Origin of the sequence: Flavobacterium sp. YO64, from assembly GCF_004119505.1 — a bacterium.
Taxonomy (GTDB): domain Bacteria; phylum Bacteroidota; class Bacteroidia; order Flavobacteriales; family Flavobacteriaceae; genus Flavobacterium; species Flavobacterium oncorhynchi.
Genome location: NZ_NRQV01000034.1, coordinates 1 through 15,285, shown reverse-complemented (window position 1 = coordinate 15,285; position 15,285 = coordinate 1). Strand labels below are relative to the sequence as shown.

At 32.7% G+C, this 15,285-nt stretch carries 17 protein-coding genes; 13 read left to right on the top strand and 4 right to left on the bottom strand.

Features of this window, described 5'->3' with window-relative positions; genetic code table 11:
- Window positions 1-10 precede the first annotated feature (10 nt).
- The 3 genes from BOW57_RS17905 to BOW57_RS17895 are packed head-to-tail and all read left to right on the top strand — an operon-like array spanning window position 11 to window position 1,504.
- Window positions 11-700 (top strand): SCO family protein, encoded by a 690-nt coding sequence (locus BOW57_RS17905; RefSeq protein ID WP_129024173.1) that lies wholly within the window; start codon window positions 11-13, stop codon window positions 698-700.
- A gap of 2 nt (window positions 701-702) precedes the next feature.
- Entirely contained in the window at window positions 703-1,245 is a 543-nt protein-coding gene (locus tag BOW57_RS17900; RefSeq protein WP_089054443.1) for a DUF420 domain-containing protein, read from the top strand.
- A 43-nt stretch (window positions 1,246-1,288) separates the two neighbouring features.
- A complete protein-coding gene (locus tag BOW57_RS17895; RefSeq protein ID WP_370432627.1) occupies window positions 1,289-1,504 on the top strand; it encodes a hypothetical protein in 216 nt (71 codons plus the stop codon).
- A gap of 21 nt (window positions 1,505-1,525) precedes the next feature.
- Here the strand turns inward: BOW57_RS17895 and BOW57_RS17890 are convergent, their stop codons facing one another.
- A complete protein-coding gene (locus BOW57_RS17890) occupies window positions 1,526-2,932 on the bottom strand; it encodes a DUF4403 family protein (protein WP_129056237.1) in 1,407 nt (468 codons plus the stop codon).
- 177 nt (window positions 2,933-3,109) lie between these two features.
- On the opposite strand from BOW57_RS17890, the gene BOW57_RS17885 reads away from it, so the two are divergent.
- The 8 genes from BOW57_RS17885 to tsaB all read left to right on the top strand — a co-directional run bounded on the left by BOW57_RS17885 (window position 3,110) and on the right by tsaB (window position 11,212).
- Window positions 3,110-3,811, top strand: coding sequence for an ABC transporter ATP-binding protein (locus tag BOW57_RS17885; protein WP_089054446.1), 702 nt, complete (start codon window positions 3,110-3,112; stop codon window positions 3,809-3,811).
- Window positions 3,804-5,048, top strand: a complete 1,245-nt coding sequence (locus tag BOW57_RS17880; RefSeq protein ID WP_129056235.1) for an ABC transporter permease — start codon at window positions 3,804-3,806, stop codon at window positions 5,046-5,048. The genes BOW57_RS17885 and BOW57_RS17880 overlap by 8 nt, the downstream gene beginning before the upstream one ends.
- A gap of 2 nt (window positions 5,049-5,050) precedes the next feature.
- Window positions 5,051-6,316, top strand: a complete 1,266-nt coding sequence (locus tag BOW57_RS17875) for an ABC transporter permease (RefSeq protein WP_089054448.1) — start codon at window positions 5,051-5,053, stop codon at window positions 6,314-6,316.
- A gap of 39 nt (window positions 6,317-6,355) precedes the next feature.
- A complete protein-coding gene (locus BOW57_RS17870) occupies window positions 6,356-7,471 on the top strand; it encodes an efflux RND transporter periplasmic adaptor subunit (protein ID WP_089054449.1) in 1,116 nt (371 codons plus the stop codon).
- An 80-nt stretch (window positions 7,472-7,551) separates the two neighbouring features.
- On the top strand, window positions 7,552-8,934 hold the full coding sequence (locus tag BOW57_RS17865) for a TolC family protein (protein WP_129056233.1): 1,383 nt from the start codon (window positions 7,552-7,554) through the stop codon (window positions 8,932-8,934).
- A gap of 6 nt (window positions 8,935-8,940) precedes the next feature.
- Window positions 8,941-10,233 carry an efflux RND transporter periplasmic adaptor subunit gene (locus BOW57_RS17860; protein ID WP_089054451.1) on the top strand — a complete coding sequence of 431 codons (1,293 nt, stop codon included), beginning with the start codon at window positions 8,941-8,943 and terminating at the stop codon, window positions 10,231-10,233.
- 12 nt (window positions 10,234-10,245) lie between these two features.
- Entirely contained in the window at window positions 10,246-10,518 is a 273-nt protein-coding gene (locus BOW57_RS17855; protein WP_129056231.1) for a hypothetical protein, read from the top strand.
- Between the two features lie 22 nt (window positions 10,519-10,540).
- Window positions 10,541-11,212, top strand: coding sequence for a tRNA (adenosine(37)-N6)-threonylcarbamoyltransferase complex dimerization subunit type 1 TsaB (gene tsaB / locus BOW57_RS17850; RefSeq protein WP_129056229.1), 672 nt, complete (start codon window positions 10,541-10,543; stop codon window positions 11,210-11,212).
- An 8-nt stretch (window positions 11,213-11,220) separates the two neighbouring features.
- Here the strand turns inward: tsaB and BOW57_RS17845 are convergent, their stop codons facing one another.
- From BOW57_RS17845 to BOW57_RS17835, 3 genes are all read right to left on the bottom strand, one after another.
- A complete protein-coding gene (locus BOW57_RS17845; protein WP_089054453.1) occupies window positions 11,221-12,033 on the bottom strand; it encodes a mechanosensitive ion channel family protein in 813 nt (270 codons plus the stop codon).
- 92 nt (window positions 12,034-12,125) lie between these two features.
- Entirely contained in the window at window positions 12,126-12,530 is a 405-nt protein-coding gene (locus BOW57_RS17840) for a hypothetical protein (RefSeq protein WP_089054454.1), read from the bottom strand.
- A 152-nt stretch (window positions 12,531-12,682) separates the two neighbouring features.
- Window positions 12,683-13,582: a NifU family protein gene (locus tag BOW57_RS17835; RefSeq protein ID WP_129056227.1), complete on the bottom strand. Its 900-nt coding sequence runs from the start codon at window positions 13,580-13,582 to the stop codon at window positions 12,683-12,685.
- A 143-nt stretch (window positions 13,583-13,725) separates the two neighbouring features.
- Here BOW57_RS17835 and BOW57_RS17830 point away from each other — a divergent pair, with 143 nt between their 5' ends.
- Together BOW57_RS17830 and BOW57_RS17825 are read left to right on the top strand one after the other, a co-directional pair.
- A complete protein-coding gene (locus tag BOW57_RS17830) occupies window positions 13,726-14,715 on the top strand; it encodes a type IX secretion system membrane protein PorP/SprF (RefSeq protein WP_129056225.1) in 990 nt (329 codons plus the stop codon).
- A 9-nt stretch (window positions 14,716-14,724) separates the two neighbouring features.
- Window positions 14,725-15,249 carry a gamma carbonic anhydrase family protein gene (locus tag BOW57_RS17825; protein WP_129056223.1) on the top strand — a complete coding sequence of 175 codons (525 nt, stop codon included), beginning with the start codon at window positions 14,725-14,727 and terminating at the stop codon, window positions 15,247-15,249.
- The last annotated feature ends 36 nt before the right edge of the window (window positions 15,250-15,285 follow it).

Here is a 15,285-nt window from a genome sequence, read left to right as displayed (position 1 = left end):
CTCACATATAATGTTCAAAAACAAATCATACATAGGAATTTCATTTATTATTCTAATTTTTGGAATTTATGCAGTACCTAAAATAGTAGATAGAATAAAGAATGGTGAAGTTGTAAAAGGAAACCGTTTGGATAACGTAGGATTGAAAAATTCTAAAGCAGATGGAAAATTAATAACTATAGGTCCAGCTCCAAAATTCGAATTGACAAATCAAGACAACGTTAAAGTATCTAACGCTGATTACAAAGGGAAAGTTTATGTATTAGAATTTTTCTTTACTACTTGCCCGTCAATCTGTCCAAAAATGAATTTAAGCATGTTGGAGATTGAGAAAACGTTTTTTGGTAATCCAAACTTCGGAATTGTTTCTATTACGATTGATCCAGCTCACGATACACCGCAAGTATTAAAAGATCATGCAAAGCTATTGGGAGTGAAATCATCAACTTGGAACTTTTTAACTGGAGATAAAACTACAATTATGGATTTATCTAATAAAGGGTTTAATCTTTATGCAGGAGAAAATGAAAAAGTAAGTGGTGGTTTTGAGCACTCAGGTTTATTTGCTTTAATAGATAAAGACGGAAATATTCGCTGCAGAAAAGATGAGTATGGTAACCCAAGTATTTATTATGACGGTTTAGATAAAAAAGGAGTTAGAGAAATTCAACAAGATATTAAAATATTATTAGAAGAATAAAAATGGAAGATCAGTCTTTAGAAAAAAAGTTCAGCAAATTTATTATTGCCGTTTCGATTGTGATACCTGTGGTTGTTGCGATTTTATTCGGAATTAAACTAAAAGATTTTGGAATAAACGTAGAGCCGCTTTCTTTTTTGCCTCCTATATATGCTACCACAAATGGCATAACAGCAATTGTTTTAGTTTGGGCTGTTATTGCGGTTAAAAATGGAAAACGAAAGCTGCACGAAAGATTAATGACACTAGCAATTGGTTTGTCAGTAGCCTTTTTGGTAATGTATGTAGCTTATCATATGACGGCAGATTCTACTAAGTTTGGAGGTGAAGGGATTGTGCGTTATGTATACTTCTTTATTTTATTAACTCATATTTTGTTGTCAATTGCAATAATTCCTTTAGTATTAATTACGTATGTAAGAGCACTTGCAAAACGATTTGACAAACACAAAAAAATAGCTAAAATTACTTTTCCGCTTTGGTTGTATGTTGCGGTTACAGGTGTTGTAGTTTACTTAATGATTTCTCCGTATTATGCAAATTAAAAACAAAAATAAGTTTCAAGTTTCAAGTTTCAGGATGCAAAGAATGTCTTTTGTAATCTTGTTATTCTTTGTTGGAGTTATTGCAAATGCACAATGTGCAATGTGTAGAGCTGCACTTGGCGGCGATTCAAATGTAAAAAAAGCAGAAGCAGTAAATGACGGGATCGTTTATTTAATGGTTATTCCATATTTACTTGTAGGTATAATTGGGTATCTTATTTATAAGATGTACCAATCTAAAAAGAAAAAGGCAGAATAATTATTCTGCCTTTTTCTTTGTTTATTTCAATCCATTAACTGATACATTTACCGTTCCATTAATTTTTATAAAGGCAATGATCGCTTGATTCGTTAACTGTATTTTGTCAAACTGAATATCTTCCATTTTTCCATTTACAAAAACTCCTGGCATAGGCGAGTAATTTTTAAGATAAGCAGCCATGTTTTTTTTGCCTTCTTCTAAATTTGGCTGTATAGAATAACGACAGCTTTGTTCCATTTTTCGAATTACATATCCTTGTGCGAGCCAGCTTGCAGTTCTCATTAACTTGCTTTTGGTGTCTAGAACGTAATCAAGTTTGTCGAAATAGATTTCTTTAGTCTGTGGATTGTATTGTGGAAATCCGTTTAAATAAAGCGTTCCATTTATAGAACCTAAAACATCTAGAGCAATTACCATTTTTCCATCTTTATGCCAAATAGTAACATTTTTAACCGTTATTTTTTTGCTTCCAGAACCAAACTCTTGTCCAGCAAAATTCTTAGTCATAATTTTTGAAGCATCTACATAACTCGAAATTGCAGCAATATTTGCTGAAATCTGATTCGGAATTTTTGTAACTGGTTTTAAAACAATTTTATTAGCATTAAATTTAGACTCGGGCTGTTTGCCTACAATAGTTTCCATATTGCATTTCATGCCCATATCCATTAAAAAGGAATCATTTTTAAGTTTTGCATTAGTCGAGTAAATTTCAACAGGAACAATTCTCAGCCAGCTTTCATAAGTGTCACTCATTTGAAATGGTGTACAGATTTTTTCTAAAGCAGATAAAACATTAGGTTTAAAATCCATAGACTTTTCAATTGCGTCATCTATTTTGCGCTCCAATTTAGATTTGAAAATGGAGATAGCAGGATTTATTAAATAAGTAATAGGCATATTTTTTCCAAAAACACTCATTGTAGGGCTTTCGTTCCAATCAAGCGATTTGAATTCCGTTTTGGTATTTAATTTCCAATTTGTTAAAGCAGCTTCACTGGATAAAGTAATTACGCCGTTTAAATTAAATTCGCGTATATCGTAAAGATCAACTCCTAGTTTCTTGGTTCCTATTCTGTATTTTATATTGGCTTTTAACGGCAGGATTGTTTTTATTTTTTTATCCGGATTGGCAGGGTCATTTTGAATTTTTATAGGAGCCTGTTTCCAAATTTTCATTTGAATGTCGTCATCTTCGATATCATTATCCTCATAAATTAATCCCGTTAATAAAGCGTTTGTCTGGCTTTCAATATCAGTGAGTTTCACTGTTATTGGGAGGTTTATGAAAGACGGGTTTGCATCATAAACTAAGGGACTTGCGTCATCTGGCTCCGGTTTTAGCGTGTCTAGTTTTTGAGTTGTTGAACAGCTGGTAATTACTGTAAATACTGCAAATAGTGATAACCTTAAAAGAAATTTCATTTGTATTAAATTTTTAAAGTGCAACAAAATTAAGAAAACAATTAAATTATCTTAAAAAAGTGTAACAATTGGTTAAGATCGCCGTCTTATTTAGATATGGAAACGAAATTATTAACGTTTTGTTATCATAAATTACTTATAAAAAATATTATTATTGTTTAAAAATTTAACAATACCATGATCGAGATCAAAGATTTACATAAATCCTATAAAATGGGAAGTTCGGAGTTACATGTGTTAAAAGGAATAAATTTTAATATAGCCGAAGGAGAATTAGTTGCGATTATGGGTTCGTCTGGATCTGGTAAATCTACGCTTCTTAATATTTTGGGAATTTTAGATGAGGCAGATTCGGGAAGTTATATTTTAGACAAAACCCCAATTAAGAAGTTAAATGAAACTTTAGCTTCAAAATATCGAAATAAGTTTTTGGGTTTTGTATTTCAATCCTTTAATTTGATAAACTACAAATCAGCTCTTGATAATGTTGCAATGCCTTTATACTACCAAGGAATAAAAAGAAAAGAGCGTTATGATATTGCTTTAAAGTATCTTGAAAAAGTAGGTTTGGGTTCGCATTCACATCATTTGCCTAATGAACTTTCAGGAGGACAAAAGCAACGTGTTGCGATTGCAAGAGCACTAGCATCAAATCCTAAAGTTTTATTGGCTGATGAACCAACAGGTGCATTGGATACTAAGACTTCATACGAAGTTATGGAACTTATTCAAGGAATTAACGACGAAGGAAAGACTATTTTGATCGTTACGCACGAACCAGATATTGCCGCAATGTGCAAAAGAAATGTTGTCCTGAAAGACGGATTAATTATCGATGATAAATTAGTAGAACAAGTTAGAGCTTCATCTTATGTTTAATATTGAGCGTTGGCAAGAAATATTTGAGGCAATTTCTAAGAATCGGCTGCGTACCTTCTTAACAGGCGTTTCCGTTGCTTCGGGAATTTTTATTTTGGTGATTTTACTAGGAGCTGGTAAAGGTCTTCAAAATGGTATTGAAAAACAATTTGAACGTGATGCTGCTGGTCTTATCGAGGTTTGGTCTGGTACAACAACAAAGGAGTATAAAGGGCTTAACCCAGGAAGACGAATTCAGTATCGTAACAGCGATTTTAATCAAGCAGTTCAAAAGTTTGAAGATAAATTAGATTTGAGAGCTTCAACACAGAATTATTGGGGAGCGCCTTTCGCATACGGAAAGGAATCAGGGAATTATCAGTACAGAGGAGTTGATCCAGATTATGGCGCTGTTGAAAACCTTACGATAGTTCAGGGACGATATGTAAATGCTAAAGATTTACAGAATAATGAAAAAGTTGCTGTTATCGGAATGAAATTAAAAACGGATTTGTTTAAAGACAAAGAAGCTCTTGGGAAAGAAATTTCAATTAATAAAATTAATTTTAAAGTAGTTGGAATTTTTAGTGATCCGGGAGGAGAAAGAGAAGAAACGAGAGCATATCTGCCATTGAGTACTGTACAAAGAACCTTTGGGGCCGGGGATAAAATCAGTAATTTGTTTTTTACTTTAAAAAAGACAAATGATTATGATGAAGCTTTGGCGCAATCTGAAAAATTTACTCAGGATCTTAAAGATTTATTGAAGAGTAAAAATATAGTTGCTCCAGATGATGATGGTGGAGTAGGAGTTTACAACTCGGTTAAAGATGCAAAGCAGTTTTATGATTTAAATTTATACATCAGATTGTTTTTTTGGTGGGTTGGTATCTGTACTATTATTGCTGGAGTTGTTGGTGTTAGTAATATTATGTTGATTATTGTAAAAGAAAGAACAAAAGAAATTGGAATTAGAAAAGCCTTAGGAGCATCTCCATTTTCTATTATTACGATGATTCTTCATGAGTCAATATTTATTACCACAATTGCTGGTTTTGTAGGTTTGCTTGCGAGTTTGTTATTGTTGGAATTTGTTGGACCGATGGTACAGAGCGAATATTTTCAGAATCCTGAGGTAGATTTCAGTGTGGCATTAACAACACTTGCGCTGCTTGTATTTGCGGGAGCGCTTGCTGGATTTTTTCCAGCATACAGAGCGGCTAAAATTAAACCTATTGTAGCACTTAGAGACGAATAATTATGTTTAAGAAAGATAATTGGGACGAGATTTTACAGGCCTTAACGGCGAATCCTTTCAGAACGATTCTGACGGCTTTTGGTGTTTTTTGGGGAATTTTTATTCTGGTAATTCTACTGGCGGCAGGTAACGGCTTGGAAAACGGAATTAAAAAAGGATTTGACGGAATTGCCACTAATACCATGTTTATGTGGAGTCAGACGACTTCAAAAGCATACAAAGGACTTCCGAAGATACGTCGTTACGATTTTAGAAATAGTGATGTGGCAGCCTTAAAAGCGGCATTACCAGACTTATTATATGTTTCGCCAAGGAATCAGTTAGGAGATTTTAACGGGACAAATAACGTGGTTCGTGGTACAAAAACATCTGCATTTACTGTATACGGAGATTATCCAGAGCTGATTAAACAGCAGCCGATGGATATTATAAAAGGTAGATTTGTAAATCAGCAGGATATTCAAGAAAGAAGAAAAGTTGCGGTAATTGGTAAGGGAGTTATCAGCGAACTTTATGGTAAGGAAGAGGAATGCATTGGAACCTATGTGAAAATTAACGGCATAAACTTTATGGTTGTTGGCGTTTACAATTCTAAACAGCAAGGAGGAAATGCAGAGCAGGAGCAAAAGAATATCTTTATTCCTTTTACCACTTTTCAGCAGGCTTTTAATTTTGGAGACAAAGTGGGCTGGATGGCTATTACTGCAAAAGATGAAACTTCGATTACGTCATTAAAACCAAAAATTCTAGAATTAATTAAAGCGCTTCATTCTGTAAATCCAACTGATGACAGAGCAGTGGGGAATTTTGATTTGTATGAGCAATTTAATAAAGTACAAAGCTTGTTTAATATTTTGAAAATCATTGCCTATTTTGTTGGAACTCTGGTTTTGATTTCTGGTGTTATCGGAATTTCAAATATTATGCTTATTGTGGTTAAAGAACGAACCAAAGAAATTGGAATTAGAAGAGCACTGGGCGCAACACCGGCTGCTATTCGTGGCCAAATTTTAGCCGAATCTATATTTTTAACTATCATTTCAGGTATGTTAGGAATAGCCGTTGCAACTGGAATTATTGCGATTTTAAATATGGTTTTAGATTCGATGCCCCCGGGCAGTAATACTATGTTTGCCAATCCAAGTGTAGATTTAGGAGTTGTATTTGTTGCCTTACTTATCCTAGTAGGATCCGGTTTGCTGGCAGGTTTTATTCCTGCACAAACTGCCATTAATGTTAAGCCGGTAGATGCTTTACGAACAGAATAAAATTATCAATCAAAAATAATCGATTAAACCAAAAACAAAATGAAAAAAGGATTTACTGTAACCATTTTAATTTTAATTGCCGTAGTTTTTTTTGGCGCACTTTACTATTTGTACGCAAAGAATCAAGAGCCGCCTATAGTATTTAAAACTGAGAAAGCAGAAATTAAAACAATTGTAAAAAATACAATTGCGACTGGGAATATTCAACCTGATGAAGAAGTCTTAATCAAACCAAACATTTCAGGTATTATTGAAGAAGTTTATATCAAAGCAGGAGAAAAAATCAAGGCAGGTGACATGATTGCAAAAATTAGAGTCGTTGCCAATGTATCTAATGTAAGCAGTACTCAAAATCAAGTGCAAACCGCAAAAATTGCTTTAGATAATCAAGAGAAAATTTATCAAAGACAAAAAACACTTTTTGATAAAGATGTAATTTCTGCTAATGATTTTGATGCAGCACAATTGGCTTATAAACAAGCGAAGCAAAATTATTTAGCTGCAAAACAAAGCTTAGATATTGTTAAAACAGGAACAACAACATCATTAGGAAACTATGCAAATACCTTAATTCGTTCAACTGTAAACGGAATGGTTTTAGCTGTTCCTGTAAAAGTAGGAAATCAAGTTATTGAAAGTAATAACTTTAACGAAGGTACTACTATTGCCAGCGTTGCCGATGTTGGTAGAATGATTTTTATTGGAAAAATTGATGAATCTGAAGTAGGTAAAATTAAAGAGAAAATGCCTATCGAAATTACAGTTGGAGCAATCGAAAACAAAAAATTTGAAGCCGTACTTACTGATATAGCACCAAAAGGAGTAACAGAAAATGGAGCAATTCAGTTTGAAATTAAAGCCAAATTAGAAAATAATGACGGTACTTTTATCCGAGCTGGTTTAAGTGCAAATGCATCTATTATTCTTGAAAAAGCTGATAAAGTAATGGCTATAAAAGAGTCATTGGTTCAGTTTGACAAAAAAACACAAAAACCATATGTTGAAGTCGAAACAGCTCCTAAGAAATTCGAAAGAAGAGATTTAGTTTTAGGAGTAAGTGATGGAATTTATGTTCAGGTTAAAAGCGGTATTAAAAACACCGATAATATTAAAATCTGGAACCAAGGTTTAATCAACGAAGGCGAGAAAAAATAGATTGAAATTATAAGAAGTTTTTTGGTTTTAAAAAATGTTAAATTTGTACAGCTTGGCCGCTGTACTTTCACTCAAAATATATGAAAATAAATAAATATAATAGTCTTGTTTTCGCCATGTTGTTTGGTTTAGGATTATCAGGGCAAGCTCAAACAAAACAATGGACACTAGAGGAATGTGTACGATATGCATTAGATAATAATATAACTATAAAGCAGACAGAACTAGATGTTAAAACAGCTGATATTGATAAAAAAGGAGCATTTGGTAATTACTTACCATCAGTAAGTGGAAATGCTTCGCATTCTTGGAATATTGGTTTGAATCAGGATGTTACAACAGGACTTTTGCGTAATCAAACTACGCAATATTCTTCTGTAGGACTTAATGCTGGTGTTGATATTTACAAAGGTCTGCAAAATCAAAACGCATATCGAAAAGCTAAATTATCGATTGTAGCTTCAAAATATCAATTGTTAAAAATGCAGGAAGATATTTCGCTGAATGTGGCAAATGCTTTTCTTCAAATTTTATCGAATAAAGAAGATTTGAAAATAAAAAAAGAGCAGCTTATTATTGATGAAAAACGTTTAAAACGTTCTGAAGAAATGGTAAATGCAGGAACAATTCCGCGTGGCGATTTGTACGATTTAAAAGCGACTGTTGCTACTGATCAGCAAAATATTACTGTTTCAGAGAATAATTTATTGATTTCAAAATTAAGTCTAGCGCAGCTTTTGCAGCTTAAAGAATTTACAGATTTTGATGTTGTTGATGACACGAATGCAAAAGATGAAAATAACATCATGGCGCAAAATCCTATTGATATTTACAATAAAGCAAAAGAGACTAGAACAGAGTTAAAATTGGCTCAGACTAATCTTGAAATTGCTGAGAAAAATGTAGCAATTGCAAAAGGAGCTTATCAGCCGACACTTACCGGTTTTTATGGTTTTAACACGAGAGCAAGTTACAGTGATCAGATTAAACTAGATGCAAATGATAAACCTTATACAGTTGGACCAGATCCTATTTTTGATCAGTTTAGTAAGAATAAAGGGCATAACTTTGGTTTTCAATTGAATGTCCCTATATTTAATGGTTTTGCTGCTAGAAATAATGTTGAAAGAAACAAAGTAACTTTAGAGAAATCTAAAATAGATTTAGAGCAAAAAAGTTTAGATTTGCAACGTAACGTTTATACTGCTTTTACAGATGCAAAAGGAGCTTTAAATACTTATGAGTCAACAGTAGTAACGTTAGAAGCGAGACAGCAGGCATATAATTATGCTAAAGAAAAGTATGATGTTGGTTTAATGAATTCATTCGATTTTACACAAGCACAAACTTTGTTGACAAATGCACAGTCAAATGTTATTAGATCGAAATATGATTATATGTTTAAGATTAAAATAATCGAATTCTATTTCGGAATTCCAATTGTTCCAATTATTTCAAAATAATTTATTATGTCAAAAAAAACAATTTACTTCTTACTCGGCGGAGCTGTAGTACTTATCTTCGCATTAGTTGGTCTTTCCAAAGCAGGAGTAATAGGAAGTAAAGACGAAGGAAAAGAAGTTGAAATTTCTAAAGTAGCATCATCAACAATTGTTGAAACAGTTTCAGCAACTGGTAAAATTCAGCCTGAAATAGAAGTAAAATTATCATCAATGGTTTCAGGTGAAATTATTGCTTTAAATGTAAAAGAAGGTCAAGTTGTAAAAAAAGGCGATTTATTAGTTAAGATAAATCCTGATTTATACACTTCTGGTTTAGAGCGTTCGGTTGCCAATTTATCTGGAACAAAAGCTGGTTTAACGCAATCTGAAGCAAGTTTCAAAGAAGCCAAAGCAAGTTACGAACGTAATAAAACGTTGTACGATAAAGGTGTAATTTCAAAATCAGATTGGGATAAAGCTATTTCAACCTATGAAGTTGCAAAAGCGACAAAGCAAAATGCCTATTATAATGTTCAAAGCGCATCAGCATCGGTAACAGAAGCACGCGATAATTTGGGACGTACAACAATTTATGCTCCTGCAGACGGAACAATTTCAGTTTTAAATGTTGAGTTAGGAGAACGTGTTTTAGGAACACAACAAATGGCTGGTACAGAGCTTTTGAGAGTGGCAAACCTAAACAATATGGAAGTTGAAGTTGATGTAAACGAAAATGATATTGTAAAAGTAAAAATTGGAGACGAAGCTAATGTTGAAGTAGATGCTTATTTGAAAAAGAAATTTAAAGGTATTGTAACCAGTATTTCAAACTCAGCAAGTACAACTTTGACGTCAGACCAAGTAACAAATTTTAAAGTTAAGGTTCGTATTTTAAAAGAATCTTACCAAGATTTATTAGAAGGAAAACCTAGTACATATTCTCCTTTTAGACCTGGAATGACTGCTACAGTTGATATTATTACAACAACTAAAACTAATGTTTTAGCAGTGCCAATTAGTTCTGTGGTTGTAAAATCAGATACTACTGCCGTAAAAGACTTTAAAGTTGAAGATCCAAATGAAGACAAAAAAACAGCTCCAAAAAGCGATAAAAAGTTTGAGTGTGTTTTTGTAAAAGTAGGAGATAAAGCAAAAATCAGAATCATTAAAACTGGAATTCAGGATGATACCAATATCGAAGTAATGTCTGGTTTAAAAGCAGGGGATGTTGTAATTACAGGTCCTTACACAACAGTATCTAAAGATTTAAATTCGGGAGATAAAGTGAAGCTTAAAAAAGCGGATGCTCCAAAGAAGTAAAACATTTATGAGATGATGATTGCACTGCACGGTGGTTTTTCTGAGGAAATGCTTTATGGATTAGGAGGGGCATTTATTGTTGCAGTTTTGTTTCTTATAATTATACACTTTAGAATCTATCAGAGTGCATACTATAATGAAGAATATGTGTATTTTTCATCTTTTAAAAAAATTGCTCTTTATTTGGGGTTTATCACTATTAATCTTATTGTAGCATACTTTTTGTTTTTTGTCTTTATGCTTTTAATTGGCGGAATTTCAAGCTATTTTATTAGAAAATTTTAATAACATTATAAAATTATACACATTGTCTTTTATTCTCAATATCGAAACAGCAACCAAAAATTGTTCAGTATCCATTGCAAAAAATGGGGAGACTATTTTATGTAAAGAGATCGCTGAAGAAGGATACTCACACGCTGAAAAACTGCACGTTTTCATTGAAGAGGTTATTGCTGAATCTGGAGTTTCAGTTCAAGATTTAAATGCAGTTGCAGTAAGTCAAGGGCCAGGATCTTATACGGGTTTAAGAATTGGAGTTTCGGCAGCAAAAGGATTGTGTTTTGCATTAAATATTCCGCTAATTGCTGTTGATACTTTGCAAACTTTAGCTTCGCAGGTTTCTATTTCTGAAGGAAAAATTATTCCAATGCTTGATGCTAGAAGAATGGAAGTCTACAGCGCTGTTTTTAATGCCAAAATTGAAATAGAAAGACCAATTCAAGCAGAGATTATAAACGAGGATTCTTTTGCTGAATATACAGATACTATTTATTTTGTTGGAGATTGTGCTGATAAATGCAAAACTGTTTTAACAAAAGAAAATTTTATCTTTTTAGAAGAAATTAAATATCCATCAGCTAGAGAAATGAGTAAAATCAGTTATGATAAATATCAAAAAAGCGACACTGTAGATGTCGCTTATTTTGAACCGTATTATCTAAAAGATTTTATGATGACACTGCCATCAAAAAAATAACACTTATTTTATTTTTGAATTGTGTATGGCTGGATAGAAATTCCTGCTTCATCTAGAGCTGTTTTGCAATTCTCTAATGTTTCAGAAAAAACAGTACCATAATTAGCATTTTTTGCCCACGGGCGCACTGCAAAATCAATAGAGCTGGCAGACAGATTTTTTACAAAAACTTCTGGTGCCGGCGCTTTAAGTACATTTGGATTTTTGTTTAAAACATCTAAAAGAATATCTTTTGCCTTTTTAATATCAGAATCATACGAAATTGAAAATGTCAAATCGGCTCTTCTTTCTCCCTGCATTGAGTAGTTAATAATTGTTCCGTTTGATAACGCTCCATTTGGAACAAAAACCGTTTGGTTATTTCCTGTAAGCATTTTGGTAACAAAAATTTGAATTTCTAAAACGGTTGCAATAACCCCTTGAGCTTCGATAGTATCGCCTACTTTAAAAGGTTTGAAAACAATAATCAGCATACCGCCTGCAAAATTAGAAAGAGATCCTTGCAACGATAAACCAACAGCAAGTCCCATTGCTCCTAAAATAGCAACAAATGAAGAAGTTTCAATTCCTAGTTTTGAAATAAAAGTAACGAATAATAAAATTCTAAGCGCCCACAACAAAATGTCGGCAAGAAATTTAGTTAAAGTAGGATCAAGATTTCTCTTAACCATTATTTTTCGAATTACTCTATTGATTAATCGGATTGCATATAAACCTACAAATAAGATTAAAAAGGCTGAGATTAGCTTTGGCGAATAATCGATTAGAATGTCAATAAATTTTGCTGCGTAATTACTCAGTTGTTCTGGACTCATGTTCATCTTTTTTTTTGAATAAAAAAACCTTCTCTCAGAGAAGGTGTATTAGTGGTGCAAATATAAAAATATTTCTTTTTATAGAAAGCGATGCATTCTTAATCTTTGTCCGTTTTATCCGAAATCTTGTCTATTTCTGCGGCACTGGCTTCGCTTGCGTCGGCAACGGTTTCTGATGCAATTGTTTTAGTATTGTTGGTAAATTCGTTCGTTTTTTCTTTTACAGATTCAACAACATTGTCTAATGCGTCAGATGCTTTATCAGCATATTCGCTTACAATGTCTTTTGCCTGATTCGCATAATCAGAGGCATTTGCGATTATAGGTTCAGAAGCTTCTTTGACTTTCGAAATAGTTTCATCGGCAAAGGTTTCTGCCTTATCGATATAAGGAGCAGCGGCTTCTTTAGCTTGTTCAAAAGTACTTTCGGCTTGGTCAGCCAGATCAACCACGGTTTCTTTGGCAGTGCCAAATAAATTTTTAAAGAATGAATTTAATCCCATAATTTTCTAATTGATTGGTTTATAATACAATATTAACGAATTTTTCGTGAAATAGTAATCTGATAACCTAATAATTTGTTGAAAAACAATGAGATATAAAAAAAGCGTCCGAGATTATCGAACGCTTTTCTTTATTTAAAGCAAAACTATTGTTATGCGTTTACTGCTTCAACTTTAATAGCTTCATCATTAAGCATGCTTTTCAGCATGTTTTCAATACCACTTTTTAAAGTAAAAGTAGATGATGGGCATCCGCTGCATGCTCCTTGCAAAATCACTTTTACCGTTTTATCATCTTCATTATAAGAATCAAAAGCGATATTTCCGCCATCTGCAGCAACTGCAGGTTTTACGTATTCTTCAAGAATATTAATAATCTGTTGAGATGTAACATCTAGTTTGTCAAATGCTTCATCTTTTGTAACGTCATTTTTAGTGGCTGTTTGAACTAAACTTTCATCTAAAACAGTTCCTCCATTCTCAATAAATTGTTTAATAAAAGTTCTTAATTCCAAAGTGATTTCTGCCCAGTCGTTGATTTCATATTTAGTAACTGAAATATAGTTCTCATCAATAAAAATTTCTTTTACGTAAGGAAACTTAAATAACTCTTGTGCTAACGGAGACGAAGCTGTTTGATCGATGTTTTTATACTCAATTGCATTTCTAGTCAGCATTCTGCTTACCACAAACTTTAAAGCTGCTGGGTTTGGAGTTGTTTCTCCGTAAACCGTAATAGGCTGTTTTTTTGTCTTAGTTTCATCGATTGTTATAATAACACCGCCTTTGTCTACAAATGCAGCAATTTGTTCTGCAACAGCATCTTTTACATCATCCCATTCAACAATACTGTATCTTTCGATAGCAATAAAATTTCCTGAGATATAAACCGTTTTTACAAATGGTAAATAAAATAATTGCTGTGCTAAAGGAGAAGCTTGTGCTTCGTCGATATTTTTGAACTCAAAGTTTTGATTTTGAGTAATAAAATCTTCAAATTCGAACTTTAATATAGTAGGATTTTGTGTTTCTTTTATAGTGATTTTTGTCATGGTAGTAATTTTTTGCAAATTTACTAAAGTTATTTTCTACTAATACCTATATTTGATTTTTTAATAAAATAATTATGACTCTTTTGAAGAAATTCGTACTTAATTATTAAGAGTATAAAATATTTGTAAACTCATCGGTTATTATGATGTTAAGAATCAGGTTTTTATTTGTTTTTTTAATCACGACTTTTTTTTCTTATTCTCAAGAAGGAATTCCAGTTTATTCAGATTATTTATCAGATAATTATTACTTGATTCATCCGTCGATGGCAGGAGCTGCAAATTGCGCAAAAATTAGATTGACAGCTAGAAAACAATGGTTTGGTCAGGAAGATGCGCCTTCGCTTCAAACTTTAAGTTTTAATGGCAGAGTAGGTGAGCGATCAGGAGCTGGTATTATTGTTTTTAATGATAAAAATGGGTATCATTCTCAAAAAGGCGTGAAAGTTACATATGCACATCATCTTATGTTTTCAAGAGATGAAATCGACTTAAATCAGCTTTCATTTGGTATCAGCGGTGGATTGATTCAAAGCCAGTTAGATGAAACTAAATTTGGAGGAACTTTTGATCCTATTGTTTTTGGTTCAATTCAAAAAGACTCTTATTTTAATGTAGATATAGGTGCTTCGTATAATTTTCTTGATTTTTATGCACACGCGACAATTCAAGGTCTGCTTGAAACACGACGAGAGTTATATACAGATTATGAAAGTAATAATTTGAGAAAGTTTCTTTTAAGTGCTGGATATGTATTTGGTAAAAGAGACAAGATTACTTGGGAGCCTTCAATTTTGTTTCAATTGTTTGATCAAACGAAAGAAAAATCAATCGATTTAAACATGAAAGCTTACAAAAACATGGATTTTGGAAGTCTATGGGCAGCTTTGTCTTATCGAAGAAGTTTCGATGGTGCACAATTTACTTCTGGAGGTGGTGTTTCATCTCAAAAACTGCAATATTTCACCCCTATTATAGGTATAAATTATAAAAATTTTATGTTTGCTTATACCTATTCTCAAGTTATGGGTGATGTAAAATTTGATACTGGAGGATATCATCAAATAACTTTAGGAATTAATTTATTTTGTAAAAAGGAGCGTTACGATTGTAACTGTCCGGCAATTAATTAAAAAAATATCATGCTTATTAAATCTGTAAATGGGAAATCGCCTTTGATTCCAGAAGATTGCTATGTTGCCGAAAATGCTACAATTGTTGGAGATGTTACATTTGGTGACTCTTGCAGTGTTTGGTTCAACGCGGTTATTAGAGGAGATGTTCATTTCATAAAAATTGGAAATAAAGTAAACATTCAAGATGGTGCAATAATTCACTGCACTTATCAAAAACATCCAACAATTATTGGAAATAATGTTTCGATTGGACATAATGCGATTGTTCACGGCTGCACTATACAGGATAATGTATTAATTGGAATGGGAGCTATTGTAATGGATAACTGTATTGTAGAAAGTAACTCGATTGTTGCTGCTGGAGCGGTTTTAACGCAGAATACAGTTGTTCCTTCGGGAACTATTTTTGCGGGTGTTCCTGCGAAGAAAGTAAAAGATATTGACCAGTCTGACTTTGCAGGTGAAATCGAACGTATTTCAAACAATTATGTAATGTATTCAGGATGGTTTAAAAACGAAGAACAAAAATAACAGAAAAATAAATCCCAATACTAAAAATCTACTACT